At 68.0% G+C, this 16068-nt stretch carries 18 protein-coding genes, 1 tRNA gene and 1 pseudogene; 10 read left to right on the top strand and 10 right to left on the bottom strand.

Features of this window, described 5'->3' with window-relative positions:
- From Q4I23_RS12190 to Q4I23_RS12170, 5 genes and pseudogenes are all read right to left on the bottom strand, one after another.
- Nucleotides 1-208 (bottom strand): annotated as a pseudogene (locus Q4I23_RS12190) (methyl-accepting chemotaxis protein); the annotation flags it as partial.
- Between the two features lie 156 nt (nucleotides 209-364).
- Nucleotides 365-1348, bottom strand: coding sequence for a Bug family tripartite tricarboxylate transporter substrate binding protein (locus Q4I23_RS12185; RefSeq protein WP_464879439.1), 984 nt, complete (start codon nucleotides 1346-1348; stop codon nucleotides 365-367).
- Nucleotides 1349-1894: 546 nt separating this feature from the next.
- Nucleotides 1895-2824 carry an AEC family transporter gene (locus Q4I23_RS12180; RefSeq protein ID WP_498526407.1) on the bottom strand — a complete coding sequence of 310 codons (930 nt, stop codon included), beginning with the start codon at nucleotides 2822-2824 and terminating at the stop codon, nucleotides 1895-1897.
- Between the two features lie 78 nt (nucleotides 2825-2902).
- Complete coding sequence (locus tag Q4I23_RS12175; protein ID WP_237904815.1) at nucleotides 2903-3580, bottom strand: RraA family protein; 678 nt, start codon at nucleotides 3578-3580, stop codon at nucleotides 2903-2905.
- Nucleotides 3581-4248: 668 nt separating this feature from the next.
- Nucleotides 4249-4323 (bottom strand) — tRNA-Gly (locus Q4I23_RS12170).
- 163 nt (nucleotides 4324-4486) lie between these two features.
- Here Q4I23_RS12170 and Q4I23_RS12165 point away from each other — a divergent pair.
- The 6 genes from Q4I23_RS12165 to Q4I23_RS12140 all read left to right on the top strand — a co-directional run bounded on the left by Q4I23_RS12165 (nucleotide 4487) and on the right by Q4I23_RS12140 (nucleotide 8112).
- Entirely contained in the window at nucleotides 4487-5053 is a 567-nt protein-coding gene (locus Q4I23_RS12165; RefSeq protein ID WP_498526406.1) for a prolyl-tRNA synthetase associated domain-containing protein, read from the top strand.
- A gap of 54 nt (nucleotides 5054-5107) precedes the next feature.
- A complete protein-coding gene (locus Q4I23_RS12160) occupies nucleotides 5108-6058 on the top strand; it encodes a tetratricopeptide repeat protein (RefSeq protein WP_498526405.1) in 951 nt (316 codons plus the stop codon).
- Nucleotides 6059-6170: 112 nt separating this feature from the next.
- Nucleotides 6171-6863 carry an LON peptidase substrate-binding domain-containing protein gene (locus tag Q4I23_RS12155; RefSeq protein WP_498526404.1) on the top strand — a complete coding sequence of 231 codons (693 nt, stop codon included), beginning with the start codon at nucleotides 6171-6173 and terminating at the stop codon, nucleotides 6861-6863.
- A gap of 48 nt (nucleotides 6864-6911) precedes the next feature.
- Nucleotides 6912-7148, top strand: a complete 237-nt coding sequence (locus Q4I23_RS12150) for a Trm112 family protein (protein WP_014238566.1) — start codon at nucleotides 6912-6914, stop codon at nucleotides 7146-7148.
- Nucleotides 7148-7552: a gamma-butyrobetaine hydroxylase family protein gene (locus Q4I23_RS12145; protein ID WP_498526403.1), complete on the top strand. Its 405-nt coding sequence runs from the start codon at nucleotides 7148-7150 to the stop codon at nucleotides 7550-7552. Before Q4I23_RS12150 ends, Q4I23_RS12145 begins: the two co-directional genes overlap by 1 nt.
- Nucleotides 7553-7716: 164 nt before the next feature.
- Nucleotides 7717-8112, top strand: coding sequence for a hypothetical protein (locus Q4I23_RS12140; protein WP_498526402.1), 396 nt, complete (start codon nucleotides 7717-7719; stop codon nucleotides 8110-8112).
- A gap of 150 nt (nucleotides 8113-8262) precedes the next feature.
- Here the strand turns inward: Q4I23_RS12140 and Q4I23_RS12135 are convergent, their stop codons facing one another.
- Nucleotides 8263-8619, bottom strand: a complete 357-nt coding sequence (locus Q4I23_RS12135) for a cupin domain-containing protein (RefSeq protein WP_498526401.1) — start codon at nucleotides 8617-8619, stop codon at nucleotides 8263-8265.
- A 27-nt stretch (nucleotides 8620-8646) separates the two neighbouring features.
- Nucleotides 8647-9333 (bottom strand): HAD family hydrolase, encoded by a 687-nt coding sequence (locus tag Q4I23_RS12130; RefSeq protein ID WP_237904821.1) that lies wholly within the window; start codon nucleotides 9331-9333, stop codon nucleotides 8647-8649.
- 311 nt (nucleotides 9334-9644) lie between these two features.
- Here Q4I23_RS12130 and Q4I23_RS12125 point away from each other — a divergent pair, with 311 nt between their 5' ends.
- Nucleotides 9645-9863: a DUF1127 domain-containing protein gene (locus Q4I23_RS12125; protein ID WP_014238561.1), complete on the top strand. Its 219-nt coding sequence runs from the start codon at nucleotides 9645-9647 to the stop codon at nucleotides 9861-9863.
- A gap of 164 nt (nucleotides 9864-10027) precedes the next feature.
- Here Q4I23_RS12125 and Q4I23_RS12120 read toward each other — a convergent pair whose 3' ends face one another.
- Nucleotides 10028-11164 carry a type III PLP-dependent enzyme gene (locus Q4I23_RS12120; RefSeq protein ID WP_149164406.1) on the bottom strand — a complete coding sequence of 379 codons (1137 nt, stop codon included), beginning with the start codon at nucleotides 11162-11164 and terminating at the stop codon, nucleotides 10028-10030.
- Between the two features lie 442 nt (nucleotides 11165-11606).
- Here Q4I23_RS12120 and Q4I23_RS12115 point away from each other — a divergent pair, with 442 nt between their 5' ends.
- Nucleotides 11607-12080 carry an MgtC/SapB family protein gene (locus tag Q4I23_RS12115; RefSeq protein WP_454019050.1) on the top strand — a complete coding sequence of 158 codons (474 nt, stop codon included), beginning with the start codon at nucleotides 11607-11609 and terminating at the stop codon, nucleotides 12078-12080.
- Here Q4I23_RS12115 and Q4I23_RS12110 read toward each other — a convergent pair.
- Both Q4I23_RS12110 and Q4I23_RS12105 read right to left on the bottom strand, forming a co-directional pair.
- Nucleotides 12064-13248 (bottom strand): multidrug effflux MFS transporter, encoded by a 1185-nt coding sequence (locus Q4I23_RS12110; RefSeq protein WP_498526400.1) that lies wholly within the window; start codon nucleotides 13246-13248, stop codon nucleotides 12064-12066. The two genes, Q4I23_RS12115 and Q4I23_RS12110, sit on opposite strands and share 17 nt — an antisense overlap.
- A 63-nt stretch (nucleotides 13249-13311) precedes the next feature.
- Complete coding sequence (locus Q4I23_RS12105) at nucleotides 13312-14130, bottom strand: M48 family metallopeptidase (RefSeq protein WP_454019052.1); 819 nt, start codon at nucleotides 14128-14130, stop codon at nucleotides 13312-13314.
- Nucleotides 14131-14328: 198 nt separating this feature from the next.
- Here Q4I23_RS12105 and Q4I23_RS12100 point away from each other — a divergent pair, with 198 nt between their 5' ends.
- On the top strand, nucleotides 14329-15459 hold the full coding sequence (locus Q4I23_RS12100; RefSeq protein ID WP_498526399.1) for a sensor histidine kinase: 1131 nt from the start codon (nucleotides 14329-14331) through the stop codon (nucleotides 15457-15459).
- A gap of 258 nt (nucleotides 15460-15717) precedes the next feature.
- The gene (locus tag Q4I23_RS12095; RefSeq protein WP_498526398.1) at nucleotides 15718-16059 is read left to right on the top strand and encodes a hypothetical protein; all 342 of its coding nucleotides are present in this window, start codon (nucleotides 15718-15720) and stop codon (nucleotides 16057-16059) included.
- Nucleotides 16060-16068 lie beyond the last annotated feature (9 nt).

Genomic DNA, 16068 nt, shown 5'->3' with positions numbered 1-16068 from the left:
GGCCGGCGTGGGCGACGGTCAGCGTGTCGGTCAACGCCTGGACATCCGCTTCCCGCGTGAAGGAGCGGTTGAACAGCGTGTCCAGCAGGCGTGACTGTTCCGTGATGGCGGAGCCGCCGAGCAACGCGATGGCAAGCATGCCCAGGATCGCTGTCGCCGCCGGGATTCCCATTTTGGTGGGAATGTGGAGGTGATTGAGGAAAGTCATGGAGCACCTGCTTCAACCATTGGCCGGTCCGTTGGCGCCGGATGGTCAGGGGGGCTTGAACCGCACCCGCCGCCGGCCGGGCGGCCGGCGGCGGGTGGTTTCGCGGATGGGCCGGACCCGGACGGACCAGCCCGCCCGGGTCGCGTCAGCCCCGGATCACTTCAGCCAGGGCGACGACTGCCACAGCGACTTCAGCTCGGTGTCGAGCTGCTTCAGCTCCGCCGCGAAGGCGTCGGGGCCGAGGACGCGCAGCGGCTGGAAGGTCTCCTTGGCCTCGGCCTTCGCCACGAACTCCGGATCGGTCGCGGCCTTGGTGACGGCGTCCACCAGCTTGGCGCGGACGTCGGCGGGCAGGCCCTTCGGCGCGCAGACGCCGCGCAGCGAGGCCATCAGCACCGGGTAGCCCTGCTCCGCGAAGGTCGGGATGTCCGGGGCGGCCTTCCAGCGCTCCTTGCTCATCACGCCAAGCACGCGGATCTGGTCGGAGGCCTGACCGCGCAGCCCCTCGCCGAGGTTCTGGCCGCTGATCTGGATCTTCTTGGCGAGCATCGCCTTGTAGTTGGCGGCGGAGCCGGAGAAGGGCACATGAGTGAACTGCACGCCCGCCTGGCGCTGCACCAGCAGCATGGCGAGCTGGTCGTCCGAGCCGACGCCGGTGGTGCCGACGGTGACGGTGTTCGGGTTGGCCTTGGCGTGCTCCACGACGTCCTTCAGCGTCTTGAAGGCGCTGTCGCCGGGAACGCTCCACACACCGGGATCGTCGACGACGTTGACCAGCGCGTCCAGCCGGTCCGCCGAGAAGCGGGCCTGACGCTCGATCGGGATCGACACCATGTTCGGCGTGTTGCAGAAGCCGATGGAGTAGCCGTCCGGCGCGGCGTCGGCGATGGCCGCGAAGCCGATCTCCCCCCCGGCGCCCGGCTTGTTCACCACTTCGATCCGGGTGCCGCCCAGATGCTTCTCGATGAAGGGAGCCAGCAGGCGCGCGGTCACGTCGGTCGAACCGCCGGCGTCGTAGGCGACGACCACGGTGATCGGCTTCTCGGGGTAGGCGGCCTGGGCCGTCGACAGAGCGGTCGTCGACATGGCCAGCGCCAGGGTCCCGGTCGCCAGCGCCAGGAACTTGCTGCGAATGATCATCTGGATGCCCTTCTTTCCTGCGTTATTGCGGAAGACCCCCTTGGCCGCGGACACGGTGGGGTCCCGGGAGATCCCGCCCGTCCCGATGCGGACACAGGCTGGGCCTCCTTTTCTGAAATTCCCGTAAAGATCGATGGTCATTGATTTTGACAGCATTGAAATGTTGGGTCAGGAACGACACGAGTATCCGTCATCGACTTGCTTCTGATGAACGCATACTTCGGTATGTCTATCTTCGTGGATAGCCGATCCCGTTGCCGGCACAGCGGCGGAGTTTGGTCGCCATTCTCGCGAAAAGGAGCGGTTCATAGGCCCAGCGCTGTCAAATCGACCCAATGGAAGCGGCTTTGACGCTTCAAAGTGGAAGATACAGACTCTCTATTCGTGTATCAATCGTGCTGACCGGATGGGGTATCCGGAAATAACAGTGATTTTCGACGAATGCTTTCTATCTGGCGTGGTTTCTTGGAGTTCCGCGCGATCGAGCGTGCGTGACAAGCGTCAAATGGACGCATAATGAAAACAGCCTGCGTCGAAATGACCGCGTCAGCCCATCGCCACCATGAAGGCGACGGAAATCGAGATCGGGGACATCAGGGTGGACAGCAGCAGCGACATCGACACCAGTTCCCGCCCCGTCTGATAGCGCTCGGCGAAGGCGTAGACGTTGACGCCGATGGGCAGCGCCGCCGCGGTCACGGCGGGGGCCAGCCAGTCCGGCGGCAGGTGGAAGACCTCCACCGCCAGCACCCAGGTCAGCACCGGGTGCAGGACCGTCTTCATCACCGCCAGGACCAGCGCCTGGCCGAACTTGCCCGAGAGCTTCCCGAAGGACAGCGAGGTCCCCAGCGTGAAGCAGGCGCAGGGCAGAACGGTGGCCGCGGCGTAGTCCGCCGCCTTCATGACCGCGTCCGGCACATGGACGCCGCTCAGATTGAAGCCCATGCCGACGACGATCGACAGGATCATCGGGCTGAGCAGGGTCGCCTTGACGGCGTTGACCGCGGCGACGACCGGCCGTCCGCCCGCCGTCCGCTGCGCCTCGGCGATCATCGTTGCCGTGGTGAAGAGGAGCGGCGACTGGAACAGGATCAGCAGCATCACCGGGATGGCCACCGACGATCCGTAGGCGTCCATCAGGATCGGCGCGCCGAGCAGGCCGATGGAGGAGAAGGAGGGGGCGAAGCCGCCGATCGCCGCCTCGTCACGCCGCCGGATGGACAGCATCCAGGCGGCACCCAGCCCGAAGATGATGAAGGCCGCGACGAAGAAGGACGCCACGAATCCCCATTCGATGGGATCGGGGATCTTTGCCTTGGCCATCGCCGCGAACAGAAGCGCCGGCAGGGAGTAGATGCCGAGAAAGCGCGACAGCCCCTGAGCCGCCGTGTTGCTGAAATTGCCCGATTTCCCGGCGTAGAAGCCGAGCGCGACCAGGACGAACATCGGCAGCACGATTTGAAAGATGAGCGTCATGGCGACGGAAACCGGTCTTGGGGCGGCTCGAAGGGCTGTGCGGTTCGCCGGCTCGCGTGGTCCGGCGGATGCCGGGGGTCAGCGCAGGGTGGGCGTCTCGACGATTTCCGGTTCCGGCACGCCCAGCACCTCCATCAGCGACTTGCCGGCGTCGAGCTGCTGCGACCACACCTTCTCCTTGGCCATCAGCTCCAGGCAGCGCCGCAGCACCTCGTCCATCACGGCGAGCGGCACCACGGTCACGCCGTCATCGTCGCCGATGATCAGGTCGCCCGGGTTGACCACCATGCCGCCGACGCCGGCCGGGACATCCATTTTGCCGCCGAAGGCCTTGTGCGGGCCGCGCGGGACCGAGCCCTTGGCGAAGACCGGGAAGCCGATGGTCCGGATTTCCTGAAGGTCGCGGACGGAGCCGTCGATCACCAGACCGCCCAGGCCGCGCGACTTGCAGCCGCGGACCACCCATTCGCCAGCCAGCGCCACCTCCTCCAGGCCGGCGCCGGCGACCACCACCACCTCGCCCGGCTCGGCCAGGCTGCAGGCGGTCAGCAGCATGCTGTTGTCGCCCGGCATCGACACGGCGGTGCGGGCCTGCCCGCAGATGCGCATGCCCGGGGCGCAGGGCTTGATCCGGGCGTCCATGCTCTGGCAGCGGTTCTGCACGTCGGACGCGATGCTGCTGGGGACCGTCTTCCAGATTTCCAGCATGTCCGGGGACAGGCGCGGAAAATTCACGATGTAGCGTTGCATAGCCATGGGAAGGACCTCTTGTCGTCTGGGCGGGTTGCCGTCTGGGCTGTACGAAGCGGGGCTTGGAAGCGCGACCAGCGGCACCGCCGGTCGCAGTGCGACGACAGCGGAGCCGATGACGATCAGGCGGGGGAGGGCCGGTGTTGCCGGAGCGGCGGACGCCGGCCGGACAGGAGCGTCCTGTCCGGGAAAATCACGGGCTCAGCCCGTCCGACGCCACCAGACCATCCATGGTGCATACAACCCTAACCGGATAGAAGTTCTATTTGTTTCGTATTTGAAGCATAGTCTCTCGGGCGGTCATACGCAAGTAGGTTGCCGAGAAGTAAATTTATTCACGCGTTCATATGGGGTATGTGCGCGTGGAATGACCTACAAAAGCATGCTGTTTGCTAGGGTTAACGCCCTTTGGTTGCGAATTTTGGCGTTGCCCGCCCTGTATGGCTGCGCTGGTTCGAGGTTGGGAATGTCAGGGCCAAGGCGTCGGTTGCAGGCGGCGGAGTGCCGCGGCGCAGACTCGGCGTCGGAAGCGATGGCGTCGGTTGCGGGATCGCAACGCGCGGGGAAGGGATGCGGCCGGGAGGGGAAAACGAAAAAGGCCGGCACCCAAAGGTCCAGCCTTTCCATCAACCGTCCTGTTTCCCTCCGAAGGATCACCGCCTCCGTCGGGAGAATGGAGCGGGCGAAGGGATTCGAACCCTCGACCCCAACCTTGGCAAGGTTGTGCTCTACCCCTGAGCTACGCCCGCGCTCCGTTTCGCTGCCGTTCGGACCGTTGTGCGGTGCCGTCCGGCGGCGTGCGGCGGACTATACTCATGGATCGGCGCAATGCAAGCGTCATGTTTCACTTTTCTCGGGCGCCCGGACAGATTTTCCCGGACGAATGTTACCGGCGCCGCTAAAGATGGCTCCATGGACACCCGCGACACCCCCGAGGGCAGGGCCGAGGAGCCGCTGCCGACGAGCCCGGAGCAGCTCCTGGAGCATCTCGCGGCGCTCGGCATCCGCACCGTGACCCACCGCCACCCGCCGCTGCACACGGTGGAGGAGAGCAAGGCGCTGCGCGGCGCGCTGCCCGGCGGCCACTGCAAGAACCTGTTTCTGAAGGACAAGAAGGAGCAGCACTGGCTGGTCGTCGCGCTGGAGGACGCGCGGGTGGAGCTGAACCGCTTCGACAAGGTGATCGGGTCGGCGCGGCTGTCCTTCGCTTCAGCCGACCGGCTGTGGCGGCATCTCGGCGTGCGGCCCGGCTCGGTCACGCCCTTCTCGGTGGTCAACGACAGTGAGCGGCGGGTGAGGGTGGTGCTGCAGGAGCAGATGCTGGCCCACGACCCGCTGAACTACCATCCGCTGTTGAACGACCGCACCACGGCCATCGCTGCCGCGGACCTGCTGCGCTTCCTGCGGGCCGGCGGGCACGAGCCGCTGATCGTGCCCTTCGGCGAGGAGCCGCCGGACTCTCAGCCGACGCTTGCTTAACGCGCCCCGTGCGCTCATCTATCACGCGAGATCGCAAAGGGATACGTGACCGCCATGTTCTCCATTCCGCCCGCCAACAAGCCCGTCGCCGCCGGTGCCGCCCCCGCCGCCGGTGACCTGATCAAGGACAGCAGCGACCGCGCCTTCATGGCCGACGTCATCGAGGCGTCGCAGTCCGTGCCGGTGATCGTCGATTTCTGGGCGCCCTGGTGCGGCCCGTGCAAGCAGCTCGGTCCGATCCTGGAAAAGACGGTTCTGGCCGCGAAGGGCAAGGTGCGGCTGGTCAAGATCGACACCGACAAGGACCCGATGATCGCCTCGCAGCTCCGCGTGCAGTCGATCCCGGCGGTCTACGCCTTCTTCCAGGGGCGTCCGGTGGACGGCTTCATGGGCGCCCTGCCGGAGTCGCAGGTGAAGGCCTTCGTGGAGAAGCTGCTGAAGCTGGCCGGCGCCGCGGGCGGCGGCGAGGGCGACATCCTGGAGGAGGCGCTGGCCCAGGCCAAGGAGGCGCTGGAGGCCGGCGACACCCAGACCGCGTCGGAGATCTACGGCGAGATCCTGCAGGCCGATCCGGAGAACCTGAACGCCGTGGCCTATGCCGGGCTGGTCCGCTGCCTGATCGTCAACGACGAGCTGGCCCGCGCCAAGCAGATGCTCGACAAGGTGCCGGAGCAGATCGCCAAGGACAAGGAGATCGCCGCGGTGCGCAGCGCGCTGGAGGTCGCCGAGCAGGCCGCCAACGCCGGCCCGATCCCGGAGCTGACGGAAAAGGTCGCCCGCAACGAGGACGACCACGAGGCCCGCTTCGACCTCGCGCTCGCGCTGTTCGCCGCCAGCAAGCGCGAGGCCGCGGTGGACGAGCTTCTGGAACTGGTGCGCCGCGACCGCGCCTGGAACGACGAGGCCGCCCGCAAGCAGCTCGTCAAGTTCTTCGAGGCCTTCGGCCCGACCGACCCGCTGACGGTGCAGAGCCGCCGCAAGCTGTCGTCGATCCTGTTCCGCTGATCACGGGGGCTCGCGGCCCGGGGGCGACTCCGGGCCGCGAGTCTGTTTCGTTGGAGGCCGCTTCGTTCGCGGTCGCTCTGTTCGCCGTGTCCGGGGGTTCTATATTCGTCGCATGAGCCGGAACCCCATCGACCCGTCATCGGACCGCTTCCCGCGGCAGCTCCCGATCTTCCCTCTCGCGGGGGTCCTGCTGCTGCCGCGCGGACGCCTGCCGCTGAACATCTTCGAGCCGCGCTACCTCGCGATGGTCGAGGACGCTCTGGCCGGCGACCGCATGATCGGTATGGTCCAGCCGACCGATCCGGCCTGCCGCCTGCGCGAGCCGGCGGTCTACGGCACCGGCTGCGCCGGACGCATCACCAGCTTCGCCGAGACCGAGGACGGCCGCTACCTGATCACCCTGACCGGGGTCAGCCGCTTCGCCATCATGCGGGAGCTGGAGGGCCAGCGCGGCTACCGCCGGGTCGCCGCGGACTGGGACCGCTTCACCGGCGATCTGATCGACCCGCTGGAGCGCGCCGGGAACTTGAGCGACGGCTGCGGGCTGGACCGCCCACGGCTTTTGGCCGGGCTGAAGGGCTATTTCAAGATGCAGGGCCTGTCGGTGGACTGGAAGGCCATCGACGGCACGCCGGACGAGCGGCTGGTCACCTCGCTGGCGATGATCTGTCCCTTCTCGCCCAGCGAAAAGCAGGCCCTTCTGGAGACGCCGGACCTGCCGGAGCGCGCGAAGCTCTTGATCGCCCTGGTCGAGATGGCCATTCTCGACGGCCATGAGGGCGACGGCGGCGCGCTGCGTCACTGACCGTTTCCTTCGACCGACACTGCACTTTCCGACTGCGAGGCCCGATCCATGAGCGCCCACCCCCACGACGACACGCCCGCCGACGGCAAGACGCAGGCGCGCGTCGATCCGAAGCTTCTGGAGATCCTCGTCTGCCCGCTGACCAAGGGGCCGCTGCGCTACGACGCCGAGCGCGCCGAGTTGATCAGCGACCGCGCCGGGCTGGCCTATCCGATCCGCGACGGCATTCCGATCATGCTGATCGACGAGGCCCGCAGCCTCGACGGGAAGCCGGGGGCCGCCTGATGTCCGACGAGCAATTCGCGTCGGACGCCTTCGGCACCAAGCACTGGCCGGTGGAAGTCCGGCTGAAGAAGGAGGAGAAGCGGCTGGAGGTCGATTTCGACAACGGCCGGACCTTCTCCTACCCGGCGGAGTTCCTGCGCGTCCACAGCCCCAGCGCCGAGGTGCAGGGCCACGGTCCCGGCCAGAAGCAGACCGTTTCGGCCCGCCGCCACGTCGGCATCATGAGCCTGGAGGCCATCGGCCATTACGCGCTGCGCATCGTCTTCGACGACCTGCACGACAGCGGCATCTACTCCTGGAAGCTGCTGTACGAGCTGGGCGAGGACCAGGATCGCCTGTGGGCGGAGTATCTGGCGGAACTGGAGGCCAAGGGCCTGAGCCGCGATCCGCGCAGCCGGCGCTGAGGCGGTGGAGGCGGGGTGCGGCATTCCGCCGCCGCCCCGCTTGTTTCCCCCCCCGCTTGTTTCCATGTGGCCTTTCCGGGTGTTCGGGCGCGGCGTGTTGCGCTTTCATGAAAAGGGCGTAGATAACGGCTCATCGACCGTTCCTCCGCCGCAGGATGACCGCCGTGACCGCGACCGACCCACCCGGCGCGACCGCCACCCCGACCAGCGCACCCAACGCCGATTCGACGCCCGCGGGCGGCGCCGGACTGCCCGTTCCCATCACGCCCACGCCAGAGACGGCGCCGAACGAGCCACCCCCATCACCGCCGACGAGGGGCGGCTGGGGCTGGGCGGGAGGCTACGGGCGGCGCGGCAGCGCCCTGCGGCAGAAGCTGGCCGCGCATCTGGCGGCACGGCGGCGCAAGCGGCGCGCCTGGGCGCGCGACATCGCGCGGATCGTGCTGGTGCTGTCGATCATGGCGCTGTGCGCGCTGGCCGTGGAGATCGGGCGCAAGGCGGTCGTCGTGCTCAACCGTGCCGACCTCGGCGCCGTCCATCTGTTCGGGCCGTCTGGCTGAAGCGCTTGATGTTCCCTCTCCCCTCTGGGGAGAGGGTTAGGGTGAGGGGGTTGCGCATGTGCCGAACTTCCCGTCACGCGCATCCCCCTCACCGGCCCTCCGGGCCACCCTCTCCCCGGAGGGGAGAGGGCTAAGGACGGCGTGATCTGCTCAGGGGAGAATGACCACGTAGCGTTTCGTCGTGGTCTCCAGCACCTCCCACACACCATCGAAACCCGGCTCCAGCGTGAAGCGATCGCCAGGGCCAACCATCCACCGGCGCCCGTCTGCGTGGCTGATGGCGCTGCTTCCTTCCAGGATCTCGCAATACTCCCACTCGTCGTAGACGATCCGCCAGGAGCCGGGGGTGGAGCGCCAGACCCCGGCGAAGCGTTTGCCGTCCGCCGACTCGTACTCGTTCCAGGTGGTGAAGACCGGCGCGCCGGACAGGACGCGGTCGGGAGCCGGGCCACCGGTCTCAGGCTGCACGGCGGGGCGGGCGGGGTCGGTCAGCAGGGCGAAGCTCATCACGGTCTCCCTATCACCAAGGTCCTTTCACCAGGCGGCGAGCAGCGGCGGCAGGCCGTGCAGGCTGTCGATGCGGCGGTAGTTCTCGGTGGGCGGCTCGGCCACCTCGTGCGCCCAGGTGACATGGTAGGGCACATGGACGGCGTGGCCGCCCACGGCCAGCACCGGCAGGATGTCCGAGCGCACGGAATTGCCCACCATGACGAAGCGCGCCGGGTCCACCCCATGGCGGTCGAGCAGGCGGCGGTAGGTGGCCGGGTCCTTCTCGCTGACGATCTCGATGGCGTCGAAGCGTTCGGCGAGGCCGGAGCGGGCGATCTTGCTTTCCTGGTCGAACAGGTCGCCCTTGGTGACGAGCAGCAGCCGGTAGCGGCCGGACAGCCCCTCCACCACCTCCTGCACCCCGTCGAGCAGGTCGACCGGGTGTTCCAGCATCGCCTTGCCGAACTCGACGAGGCTCTGGATGTCCCGCCCGCCGATGCGCCCGTCGGTCAGGTCCACCGCCGTCTCGATCATCGACAGGACGAAGCCCTTGATGCCGTAACCGTAGACGCGGAGGTTCTCGCGCTCGGCCTGCAACAGCCGCCGGTCGATGTCCGCCGGGTCGGCCAAGTGGTTGGCGAGCAGCGCGCGGAAGCGGTCCTGCGTCATCGAGAACAGGGATTCGTTGTGCCACAGCGTGTCGTCGCCGTCGAAGGCGATGGTGTCGATCATGGGAAGAACTCGGTGTCGGACGACGGTCGGGATCACAGGTAGGACGCTCTGCGGCGGCTGTCCAGCGCTCCGTTTCAAACACTGTTTGTTGGTCAACTGCACAATTTGTGGCGCCCAAAAGCTGTGCATTCGTCCATTATTCTTGCATCGGTGATATTCCTACGACAGCTATCGAGAAAGCTCACGGCTCGCATACCCACATGGCGGTGGCGGGTTTGCGCGGGATGAGCAATATTCTTTCTCACAAAGCGAGGGCGCGGCGGCCACTTCCGGCAGGCCCCCTCGGGACCTTCAAAGATAGGATGACCACCATGGCAATCGCTCTGCGCACGGCCCCCGCCGGTCGTACCCTGCGCCCTGCTCCGGTGGCGTATGTGCTGGACAGCGTTCTGGACACGTTCGCCCTGTGGCGGCAGCGCACCATCACCCGCCGCGAGCTGGCTCGGCTGGACGACCGGATGCTGCACGACATCGGCATCTCCCAGATCGACGTCGAAGGCGAGATCAGCAAGCCGTTCTGGAAGGCTTGATGCCGCCGTCACGGCTGCGGGAGACCGCAAGGAAAAGGGCCGCCCCTGTGTAAGGGAGCGGCCCTTTTCGCATCCGGGTCCTGGGGTTTCCGTAAGCGGTCAAAAGAAAAGGCCACTCTTCCCGAAGGAAGAGTGGCCTTTTTCTCAGCCGAAACGCCGCCCGATCAGATGCAGATCTGCTGGAGCGGGGCGAAGCCGTTGAAGCAGACCGCCGAGTAGGTCGTCGTGTAGGCGCCCGTGGCGTGGATGCGCACGCGGTCGCCGGCCTTCAGGTCCATCGGCAGCTTGTACTCGGCGCGCTCGTAGAGCACGTCGGCGCTGTCGCAGGTCGGGCCGGCCAGAACGACCGCCTCGCTGTCGCCCTCCCCATCGTCGCCCATCACCTGGATCGGGTACTGGATCGCCTCGTCCATCGTCTCGGCGAGACCGCTGAACTTGCCGATGTCCAGATAGACCCAGCGCTTCACGTCGTTGGCCGACTTGCGGGAGACGAGGACGACCTCGCTCTCGATGATGCCGGCGTTGCCGACCATGCTGCGGCCCGGCTCCACGATGGCTTCCGGCAGGCGGTTGCCGAAGTGGGTGCGCAGGGACTCGAAGATGGCCTGGCCGTAGGCGGTGGTCTCCGGCACGTCGGTGCGGTAGCGGGTCGGGAAGCCGCCGCCCAGGTTGATCATGCCGAGGTCGACGCCCAGCACCTCAAGCTCGCGGAACAGCTGCGCCACCTGGAAGATGGCGTGGTCCCACTGCATCAGGTCCTTCTGCTGCGAGCCGACGTGGAAGGACACGCCGTAGGGAACGACGTTCATGCCCTTGGCCTTCAGCAGCAGCTCCCGCGCCATGGCGAGGTCACAGCCGAACTTGCGCGACAGCGGCCACTCGGCGCCCTCGCCGGAGGTCAGGATGCGGCAGAAGACGCGGGCGCCGGGGGCGGCGCGGGCGATCTTCTCCAGCTCCGCCTCGCTGTCGAAGGCGAACAGGCGCACGCCCAGTTCGAAGGCGCGGCGGATATCCGCTTCCTTCTTGATGGTGTTGCCATAGGAGATGCGCTCCGGCGCGCAGCCGGCGGCCAGCACCATCTGGATTTCCGGGACGCTGGCGGTGTCGAAGGCGGAGCCCAGACGGGTCAGCAGGCCGAGGATCTCCGGCGCCGGATTGGCCTTCACGGCGTAGAAGATCCGGGCGTCCGGGAGCGCTTCCTCCAGGTCGTGGTAGTTCGCTTCCACGACGTCCAGATCGACGACGAGGCACGGGGTCTGCGGGCGCTGCTCTTCGAAAAAGCGCGCAATCTTATCGGTCATCTCAGTCTCCCGGACGCAAGATGAAGGTGTCGGACGAATTGTGAAAAAGCAGGGGCGGAGCGGCCGCGCGCTGCTGACCGGTCAAAAAGAAAAGACGGTCAGGCGCTCAGGCCGCCCATACTGGACTGCCGTGTTGCCTTGCGGGGAAGGACCGGACTGGACAGAACCGGAAAGAGTCGGAGACGGGTGAGCCGGCGCCCACCCACAACAACATGAACCATCGTAACCTCCAAGACGCCGCCTTGCTTAAGGGACGGTCGGGGATCACGCGTTACGTCGTTGCATAACCACATCTCGAAAAGGACGAGGGGCGGGCCAGCGGCACGTGCGCTTGCGAGTTGCGGTTACATAGATCGAACGAGCCGCCTTTTAAAGTGAAAAATGCGACCGGGCGCAAAAAAGTAGCAAGCGTTACGCAAAGGTAAAAATAAGGAGGAATAACATGGACTTGAGTACGGCCATTCCGGCCTGGGACATGGCGGCCCGGCTGGCCGCGGCGGCGGTTTGCGGCGCGGCGCTGGGACTCGACCGCGAGGTCCGGGGCAAGGCGGCGGGGCTGCGCACCCACACGTTGGTGGCCATCAGCGCGGCGGTGACGACCCTGGTTGCGCTGGAGCTTTACTGGGGCATGGCCGGGAAGGGGACCGGCGGGGGCGACATGGACCCCACCCGCGTCATCCAGGGCATCGCCCAGGCCATCGGCTTCATCAGCGCCGGGGTGATGTTCCGCGCCGGGACGACGGTGCGCGGGGCGACCACCGCGGCGGTGATCTGGATGGCCGGCGCGCTGGGCATCGCCTGCGGGGCCGGATTCTACGTGCTGGCGGGGATGGCGCTGGCGCTCTGCCTTGCCGTGACGATCGTCTTCTCCTACGTCCTGCGCTGGATTCCCGACTCGGTCAAGTCCGAGGACTGACCAGAAGCCGGTGGGCCAGCGCGCCGCCCAGCGCGACCAGCCCGATGGCCGTCATCATGGGAAGCTGGCTGTCCGCGTGGGTGTGCCCGAGCACCACGCCGACCAGCGCCGCCACCGTCATCTGCACGAAGCCGACCAGCGAGGAGGCCAGCCCGGCCATCATCGGGTAGGGGCCAACCGCCCCGGCCATGGCGTTGGGCAGGGTCAGCCCGGCGCCCAGCAGGAAGAGGAAGACCGGGGCGATGACCGCCGCCAGATGCAGCACCCCGCCCAGCGCCAGCGCCACCCCGAGCAGCCCGCCGGCCAGCGAAACCGCCGTGCCGGTGCGGATCATCCGCGGCCCGCCCAGCCGCGCGCTCAGCCGCCCGGCGAGGAAGGACCCCACCGCGTAACCCAGCACCACCGCGCCGAAGCTTGCCCCGAACTGCGCGGGCGTCAGGTGCAGCCGCCCGATCAGGACGAAGCTGGACCCGGAAATGAAGGCGAAGATGCCGCTGTAGGCGAAGGCCACCGTCAACATCTGCCCGACGAAGCCGCGGTCGCGCAGCAGCAGCGCGTAGTTGGCGAACAACCGGCCGGGCTGGAGCGCCGTCTCGTCGCGGTTGGCGTTGGTTTCCCCCATCAGAGCCCAGGTGGCGGCCAGGATCAGGGCGGCGAAGCCGGTCAGCAGCAGGAAGTTGCTCCGCCAGCCGAACCACTCCGTCAGGACGCCGCCGAGGATGGGGCCGGCGGCGGGGGCCAGCGTCATGGCCATTGCCATGTAGGCCAGCACGGTGGCGGCCCGGTCGCGCCCGAAGACGTCGCGCACCACGGCCCGCGCCACCACCGGGCCGCAGCAGGCGCCGAGCGCCTGGAAGAAGCGCGCGACGATCAGCGTTTCGATGTCGTCGGTCAGCGCGCAGGCGGCACTCGCCACCAGATAGATGAGAATGCCGCCAAGCAGGGCGGGCCGCCGTCCGAACCGGTCCGACACCGGCCCGTAGACGAGCTGCGACACCGCGAAGCCGGCGAGGAAGACCGACAGGGTGAGCTGCACCGTGGCGATGTCGGTGTCGAACACGCTGACCAGGGTGGGCAGGGAAGGCAGGTAGAGGTCGGTGGACAGCGGACCGAAGGCGACGAGCGCCGTCAGCAGCACGCGGACGGTCAGGGAATCGGGACGGGGCATGGAGGGAGTCGGGCCGGGAACGATGGGGGAGGCGCACTCTAGCAGAGGCTCGGCGCGACCCCGTCACGGCGTTTCGGCATGACCGTCATTTGCAGGTGAAACCATTTCCGTCCCCTCGCCGCTGCCCTCGCCATAACGAAGCAGCCGCGTGCCGTTGGCCTTCAGCCAGAGGCGGGGCGTGCGCACGTCGCCGGTCAGCTGCGCGCACAGCGTCCAGAAGCGCTGGGAATGGTTCATCTCGCGCAGATGCGCCACCTCGTGCCCCACCACGTAATCCAGCACGGACTCCGGCGTCAGGATCAGCCGCCATGAGAAGGAGAGGCGTCCGGTGGCCGAGCAGCTTCCCCAACGGCTCTTGGTGTCGCGCACGGTGACGGCGGCGACCCGCGCGCCGATCAGTGCGGCCTTGGTGCGCGACCGCTCGGCCAGCTCGCGCCGCGCCTCCGCCATCAGGAAGTCGCGCACCCGGCGGGCGACATGCTCCGCCCGGCCGCCGACCAGGATCGCGCCGTCCTCGCGCCGGGTCGCCCCGCGCAGGTCCGGGCTGTGCCGGATGATGTGGTCGATCCCCAGATAGGGCACCACCGCCCCGTCGGCGAAGGGAAGCTGCGGCGGCAGGGCGGCCAGCCGCGCCCGGACCCAGCCGTCGTGCCGCCCGACGAAGCGCAGCGCCTCGGCTTCCGGGACGCCCACCGGGATTACCACTTGGATCAGCCCGCGTCCGGCGTCCACCCGCAGGGTCATCCGGCGGGCGCGGGCGCTTTCCCGCAGCTCCAGCGGCACGGGCAGGCCGGCGACCGCCAGGGCGCGCGGGGCCTTGGGGCGTGGAGCCTGGGTTTTGGCCTGGGTTTTGGAGGGGTGGGATTTGCGGCGGAAAAGCATACCTGACTTATAGCCCGCGCGGCCGGCTTGGGCCAATGGGGGCGTTGTCCTTCACATTCAAACGGAATTTGTCCCAAGTGAGTTTTGCATGTGATATTTGACTCCGATGCCCAAGTGGCCGGATAAGTGTGCTGTAATCTCAGTTTTTGCGGTGAAGTTGTGGTCGAGTATACCAGAAAGAACTCAACCGAAGGTCATATGACTGATCGTGCGATCTGGCTTGAGGCTCTGGTCTCCGCCAACGGCGCCGCTCACGCTCTGCTTGGGCTGGACGCGCGGCTTCTCGTGGTCAACCAGGCTTTTGCCGCGGCCTTCAGCCGGCTGCCGGAGGAGGTGGACGGCACGGATCTGACCGAGTTGGGCGTTCCGGCGGCCATCGTCTCCCAGGTGGAGGCGCAGGTTCGCCGTGTCGTTCTCACCGGGACTCCGGTGTCGGCCTTCGGCCTGCTGCCCCGGGGCGAAATGGTGCTGAGCCCGGTGCGCGACGCGGACGGGGTCGTGACCGCGGTCGCCGCCATCGCCGACACCAACGCCGCCGCTCTGGCCGCCGCCCGCGCCGAGGCCGAGCGCGCGAAGGCCGAGACCGAGCGGGTCCGCCAGGAAGCCGAGACGGGACGCACCGCCATCGGGCGCTTCCTGTCGGCGGCCAGCCACGACCTGCGCCAGCCCTTCCAGGCCATGCACCTGTTCCACCATCTGCTGATGGGGCGCCTGACCGATCCCGGCGCGCGCGATCTGGGCGAGAAGCTGGAAATGTCGATCGAGGCGGCGGAAGCGCTCCTGCGCGCCCTGCTGGACGTGTCGAAGCTGGAGGCCGGGCTGGTCCGGATGCAGGTGCAGACCTTCCCCATCGACGAGACGCTGGGCCGCCTGCTCAACGAGTTCGCGCCGGAGGCCGACGCCAAGGCCCTGCGCTTCAACGTCCGCCCCGCGGACGCGGAGGTGAGCACCGACCCGGTGCTGCTGGAGCAGCTTCTGCGCCCGATCCTGTCGAACGCCCTGCGCTTCACCGAGTCGGGCGGCGTGCTGCTGGCGGCGCGGCGGCGCGGCGGGGCGCTGCGCATCGAGGTGTGGGACACCGGCCTCGGCATCGCTCCCGCCGACCAGTCGGCGATCTTCGACGACTTCCGCCAACTCGGCAACCCGAACCGCGACCGCCGGCACGGGCTGGGGCTCGGCCTCGCCATTGTGCGGCGCCTCGCGACGCTGCTGGGTTTGACGGTTTCGCTGCGCTCGGTGCCCGGCAAGGGGTCCGTCTTCGCGGTGGACGTCCCGCTGGCGGCGGCGAGCGCCGCGGAACTGCCGGTCGAGAGCAGCAGCGCGGCGTGACGGGGCGGGGAGCCGCCTTTCCTCCTTCCCACCGAACGAACAGAGAGCGCCGTCCTCGCTTGCGCTTGCCGACCCGTCCATCGGCGCCGCGCCGGGCGTCGATGGAGCGCGCATACTTCCTCTGAAGGCCGGGGCCGTTCACGGCCCGCCGGCCCCGGCGTCATGGTCTGGGTGCGCCACGGGCGTGGCCTGGGATCGGAGGGAAGCATGCATCGCAAAGCAGGGTGCCGGCTAGCCGGTTGTCTGGCGGGGATGACGATGGCCGCCTTCGTCGTCCTGCCCGCCGCCGCGCAGACGACGAGCCTGGACTGGGACCAGCGCGGCTGCGTCTTCGGTCCCCGGCCCGGCCTGGACCGGCTGGTGCCCGGCTACAACCCCGGTGCGCAGCCCTATTACTGCCCGCCGCCCGCCGCGCTGTATCCCGCGCCGCCGGTCGCGGCCCCGACGGCGTCGCACTATCTGTCGGCGCCAAGCCGGTCCTACTGCCTGCTGCGCTCCTCCGGCCTGATGGGGGACAGCCTGTCGCAGATGGCCGGGTCCCTGTGCCGGGACGACTCCGCGCTGTGGGCACTCGCCCAAACATGGCACCCCGAGAGATGACGTAAAGGT

It is taken from the genome of Azospirillum sp. UFLA03-27 (assembly GCF_059803775.1).
This window is presented reverse-complemented; position numbering and strand designations above follow the sequence as displayed.